Annotated in this window: 4 protein-coding genes; 3 read left to right on the top strand and 1 reads right to left on the bottom strand. The window is 73.8% G+C overall.

The annotated features are described in order from the left end of the window. Nucleotides 1-111: 111 nt before the first annotated feature. The gene (locus ACFV4F_RS41950; RefSeq protein WP_380448663.1) at nt 112-333 is read right to left on the bottom strand and encodes a hypothetical protein; all 222 of its coding nucleotides are present in this window, start codon (nt 331-333) and stop codon (nt 112-114) included. Between the two features lie 639 nt (nt 334-972). On the opposite strand from ACFV4F_RS41950, the gene ACFV4F_RS41955 reads away from it, so the two are divergent. The 3 genes from ACFV4F_RS41955 to ACFV4F_RS41965 form a co-directional block, all read left to right on the top strand. Further along, entirely contained in the window at nt 973-4695 is a 3723-nt protein-coding gene (locus ACFV4F_RS41955; RefSeq protein ID WP_380511038.1) for a nitrate- and nitrite sensing domain-containing protein, read from the top strand. A gap of 10 nt (nt 4696-4705) precedes the next feature. Further along, nucleotides 4706-5119, top strand: a complete 414-nt coding sequence (locus ACFV4F_RS41960) for a roadblock/LC7 domain-containing protein (protein WP_030248297.1) — start codon at nt 4706-4708, stop codon at nt 5117-5119. A 168-nt stretch (nt 5120-5287) separates the two neighbouring features. Next, the coding region (locus tag ACFV4F_RS41965; protein ID WP_380511041.1) for a DUF742 domain-containing protein at nt 5288-5706 on the top strand (419 nt) is incomplete at its 3' end.

Genomic DNA, 5706 nt, shown 5'->3' on the forward strand with positions numbered 1-5706 from the left:
GGCCGGGGCCCGGCGGGGGGGGGCCGCCCGCGGCGCCCCCCCCGCGCCCCGGCGGCGGCCCCGCGGGCGGCGCCGCGGGGGCGCCCCCACTCCCCGCGGCGCGGGGCGGGATCAGTCCTGCGGGACGGCCACCGGCGCGACCATCAGCTGGGTGCGGCGCGGGTTCGCGGTGTTGCCGGGCAGGTCGGTCGAGTAGGTGACGGCCTTGTCCTCGGGCTTGCGGGCGCCGGGGATCTTGCTGAAGTCCTCGACCGAGGCCAGCGTGGTCCGGCGCGGGTTCGCCGTGGAGCGGCAGGGCAGCGTGGACTTGGTGGCCTTCTTCGCCTGGGACATCGAGTCAGCACCTCGTGTTCGCGGCCGGGCGCGCCACGACGGCGGCGGCACGGCCTGAGTGAGTCCGATTGATTCGGAGGGATTCTGGGCAGGCTGATCGGGGCCGTGCTCCGGATGCAGCCAGGTTACGAGATCTCATTCCACAGGGACCGTGACCAAAGCTACACATTCGCCTGTGATTTTGCTCACAAATAGGTCTGCAAATCTCCGATATCCGACATTTCACCGGAACGGGATTTCCCGACAAAACACCGATACCGGGCATTCCGGCAGGTCTGCGACTCTTGTCGATCTAGGGTCCCGTTGGCATGTATCGGACGAGTGTCCGAAAAAGGCGGTATTCCGGTCCGGTTACCGCACAGTCCGTGAAACCGCGCACGCGGTCGGTAGCCGTGACCGATGGTTCCCGGCGGCCCTTGTTGGGATTCCCTCGCTGTGCTGGAATGCCACGGACCGTGGGTAGGGAGCAGTCCACCCCGGTGCCCGCTCTCCCGGACCGGCCGGGGTGCGGATGGAAACTCGACACCGTCCAGGCCGTGGCAACGCGGCGGGACGCCCGGTCCAGAGGTTGCGACGCCAGTGCAGGGACGTTTCAAGAGGGGTAGCGGCGCCGCGGGGAACCCGGAGTCGCGCGAGCCTGTGGCAGCCCCCCAGCCGGCGGCGGCCCCCGGTGGCCCGGCCGAACCGCCGACGCCCGAGGGCACCGGCCGCCCGGAGCAGGACAGCCAGGACCGGAAATCCGCCCGCGACAAGCTCCGCACGTCCCTCACCAGGCGCCGCGCCACCGGTCTGAGCCGGCTCGCGATGCGCAACTGGCGGATCCGGACCCGACTGATCGCGCTGCTCGCGCTGCCCGTCCTGGTCTCGCTGGTCCTCGGTGGCCTGCGCATCCAGACCTCGATGCAGGCCTCGCAGCAGCTCGCCCAGATGGCCAACCTGTCCGACCTGGCCAAGAAGGCGACCAACCTCGCCGACGCGCTGCAGACCGAGCGCGACATCAGCGCCGGCCCGATCACCAACCGGCCGAGCGACCCGCTGGACGACGACATCGTCTCCGCGCGCAAGACCACCGACGACCTGAGCCGGACCTTCACCGCCTCCTCCGACAAGTTCGAGAACCTCGAACTCTCCGGCGGCAAGGCGCTGCTGTTCCAGATCCGCAAGGACCTCAACTCGATCTCGGACGCGCGCAACACGCCGTACCAGAACAACCAGAACATCCAGTCGACGATCACCGCGTACGACGTGATCATCCGCGACCTGCTGTCCATCACCCAGGACATAGCGCTCGCGTCGAACAACAAGGACCTGGTCGTCGCGACCCGCGCGCTCCAGCAGTTCTCGCTGGCCAAGGACGCGACCTCGCAGCAGCGCGCCCTGATCAGCGCCGCGCTCGCCAACCCCAAGGCCCCCGACCTCAGCCTGAGCGACGAGTCCTTCGGCATCCGCCTGCGCACGACGTACGACAACGCGCTCACGACGTTCAACAACATCTACACCGCGCACGACCTGGACAACCTGCGCGGGCAGCTGAGCTACAACAACGTCGTCGCCGACGCCGACCGCTACTCGCGCTCGATCCTCCAGCAGAGCGGTATCCACCAGACCGACCCGGTCAGCTACAAGGACTGGTACGAGAAGGCCACCGCCAAGATCAAGGCCGAGCAGCGGATCGAGTCCAAGCTGCTGGAGAACCTGGACGGAAAGGCCCAGGACCTCCAGTCCCAGGCCGACACCGACGCCCTGATCATCGCCGGCGCCGTCGCCCTCGTGCTGCTCGTCGCCCTCGGTGGCGCCGGTCTGATCGCCCGCTCGATGGTGCGCTCGCTGACCCGCCTGCAGGCCGCGGCCGAGGACGTCGCCGAGCGGCGGCTGCCCGAGCTGGTCAAGACGCTCTCCGAGAGCGACCCGCACGACGTCGACGTCACCGTCGAACCCGTCGCCGTCGACTCCACGGACGAGATCGGCCACGTGGCCCACGCGTTCGACATGGTGCACAGCGAGGCCGTCCGCCTCGCCGCCGAGCAGGCCCTCCTCCGCGGCAACATCAACGCGATGTTCACCAACCTCTCGCGCCGCAGCCAGGGCCTCATCCAGCGCCAGCTGTCGCTCATCTCCGAGCTGGAGAGCCGCGAGGCGGACCCGGACCAGCTCGCCAACCTCTTCAAGCTCGACCACCTCGCGACCCGCATGCGCCGCAACGGCGAGAACCTCCTCGTCCTCGCGGGCGAGGACCCGGGCCGCCGCTGGACCCGCCCCGTCCCGCTGGTCGACGTGCTCCGCGCCGCCGCGTCCGAGGTGGAGCAGTACGAGCGCATCGAACTCGCCGCGGTGCCGTCGGCCGAGGTCGCCGGCCGCGTCGTCAACGACCTCGTCCACCTGCTCGCCGAGCTGCTGGAGAACGCCACCTCGTTCTCCAGCCCGCAGACCCGCGTCCGGGTCACCGGCCACGCGCTGCCCGACGGCCGCGTGCTGGTCGAGATCCACGACACCGGCATCGGCCTGAGCCCCGACGACCTCGCCGAGATCAACGAGCGCCTCGCCAACCCGCCGACGGTGGACGTCTCCGTCTCCCGCCGCATGGGCCTCTTCGTGGTCGGCCGCCTGTCCCTGCGACACGGCATCCGCATCCAGCTGCGCCCCAGCGACTCCGGCGGCACCACCGCGCTCGTCATGCTCCCGGTGGACGTCACCAACTCCGCCGACCGCCGCACCGCCGGCCGCCCCGGTCCGGCGCAGGCCAAGCAGCAGCGCGGGGTCGCCCCGACGCCGCGCCAGCAGCGCCAGATGCCGGCCGGCCAGGGCGGTCCGGCCGCGCTCGGCCAGGGCCCGGCCGGCGGTGCCCCGCAGGGCCGCCCGCAGCTCGGCCAGGGCGGTCCGGCCGCCCCGGCGGCGCCGGGTGCCCCAACCGCTCCCGGTGCGCCCGGCGGACGCACCGGCGGCCTGCCCACCCGTCAGGTCGGCAAGGCGCTCCGCGAGAACCCGGTCGTCCCGCAGGGTCAGCCGGGTCTGCCGGGCCAGCAGCCCCAGCAGGCTCAGCAGCCGCAGCAGTCGGCCCAGGGCGGCCTGCCGCAGCGCGGCCCCGGCCGCCAGGGCCCGCCGCAGGGCGGCCCCGGCCTGCCCCGCCGCGGCCAGCAGCCCGGCGGCCCCGGCCAGCCCGGTGGCCCCGGTCAGCCCGGCGGACCGCAGGGTGCGCCCGGCCGCCCCGGCCAGGAGCGCCCGCGCCCCGGTGGCGACCCGAACGGTGGTCCCCGCACCGGCGAGCAGCCGCAGCACGGCCGCCCGGGTGCACCCGGTGCGCCGGGTGCACCGCGCCAGGGCGCCCGCCCGGGCAACCGCCCGCAGGACGGCCTGCCGCAGCGCCGCCAGCCCGGCCGCCCCGGCGGCCAGGGTCCGCAGGGTCCGCAGGGCCCCGGCGGCCAGGGTCCCCAGGGGCCGCAGGGTCCGCAGGGCCCCGGCGGCCAGGGTCCGCAGGGTCCTCGCCGCCCGCAGCGCCCCGGCCCGGACGCGCCGCAGCGCGACCGCCAGCCGCAGCTCGCGCAGCAGCAGGCCCCGCAGGCCCAGCTCCCGTCGGCCGAACCGGCCCCGGTCGAGAGCACCCAGCAGTTCGCCCGCCCGCGCTTCGAGGCCAGCCAGATCGACCCGCGCGACCCGCTGGGCCTCGGCCTGGTCGAGCCGGTGCTGCCGAACGTGCCGAACCCGGTGCGCCCGGAGCCGGTCCGCCAGGAGCAGGCCCGTCCGGAGCCCGTCCGCCAGGAGCCGATGGCGCTGCCGACCGGCTCGTCCGAGGGCGGCGCCGGGCAGCAGCCGTGGGCCGCGCAGGACGCCCGGCCGCCGGCGTACCAGCCGCGCCGCCCCGGCACGTCGGCGCCGGAGGTCCGGCAGGAGCCCCAGGGCCGTCCGCCCCGGCAGCAGGCCCCCCAGGGCCAGCACGGCCAGCCCGGCCAGCAGGCCGCGCCGCAGCAGCAGGTCCCCCAGGGCCAGCCGCAGCCCGGTGAGGGCGACGCCCCGTGGCGTCCGTCGGCCAACGACGAGCGCTGGCGCCGCGCGGAGCAGGTACGGGAGCCCTCGACCAGCGGCGTCACGATGTCCGGCCTCCCCCGGCGGACCCCGCAGGCCAACCTGGTCTCCGGCACCGCCGAGGCCTCCCCGCTGACCGGTCCCCAGGTCTCCCGGGCCCCCGAGGAGGTGCGCGGCCGGCTGACCAACCTCCGCCGCGGCATCCAGCAGGGCCGCCGGGCGGGCGCGGAGCAGGTCGGCCAGCCCGGCCGGCCCGGCTTCCAGCATGGTGCCCAGCAGCCCGGGTTCGATAGTTTCGGGGGCCGGAGCGACGGCAACGGCGCAGATCACCAGGAGCGTTGAGTTGAACCAGATGAGCCAGGCCGCACAGAACCTGAACTGGCTGATCACCAATTTCGTGGACAACACCCCCGGGGTGTCCCACACCGTGGTGGTCTCCGCGGACGGCCTCCTGCTGTGCATGTCCGAGGGCTTCCCCCGGGACCGCGCCGACCAGCTCGCCGCCGTCGCCTCCGGCCTCACCTCCCTCACCTCCGGCGCCAGCCGGATCTTCGAGGGCGGCGAGGTCAACCAGACCGTCGTCGAGATGGAACGGGGCTTCCTGTTCCTCATGGCCGTCAGCGACGGCTCCGCCCTCGCCGTCCTGGCCGCCCCCGACTCCGACATCGGCCTCGTCGGCTACGAGATGGCCCTGCTCGTCGACCGCGCAGGCGCCGTCCTCACCCCCGCACTCCGCGCAGAACTCCAGGGCAGTCTCCTGCACTGACCGGGGGCCCGCACGGCACCCACCCATCCACCGTCCCACCTCCCCGCCGGGTCCGACCCGACCGGTCCCGGCGCTCGACCCTCAGCTACCCTCAGGCAGCTGATCCCGCCTCAGCTGGAACGCCCCAGCTGGAACCTGCTGCCCGAGGCCGCAGCACAAGGAGGACCCATGACCCCGCCCTCGACACCCGCCGGCCCGTACGGCAGCGGGTACGGCAGCGGCTACGGCGGGCAGCAGTCCGACGGCTACGAGCAGCAGCCGCTGGTCCGCCCGTACGCGATGACCGGCGGCCGGACCCGGCCCCGCTACCAGCTCGCCATCGAGGCCCTGATCTCGACCACGGGATCGGCCGAGCGCACCGGCGGCCTGCTGCCCGAGCACGCCCGGATCGTCAACCTCTGCCGTGAGGTCAAATCCATCGCGGAGATCTCCGCACTGGCCGGCGTGCCGCTCGGTGTCGCCCGCATCCTCGTGGCCGACCTGGCCGAGGCCGGCCTCGTCGCCATCCACCAGCCCGCCGCCGCGGGCGAGGGGGGGGGGTCGGCCCACCCCACGCCGGGGGACAAACGGGTGTTTTTAAAAAAAAC

This window comes from Kitasatospora sp. NPDC059722 (genome assembly GCF_042733235.1).
In the GTDB taxonomy this organism is placed as follows: domain Bacteria; phylum Actinomycetota; class Actinomycetes; order Streptomycetales; family Streptomycetaceae; genus Kitasatospora.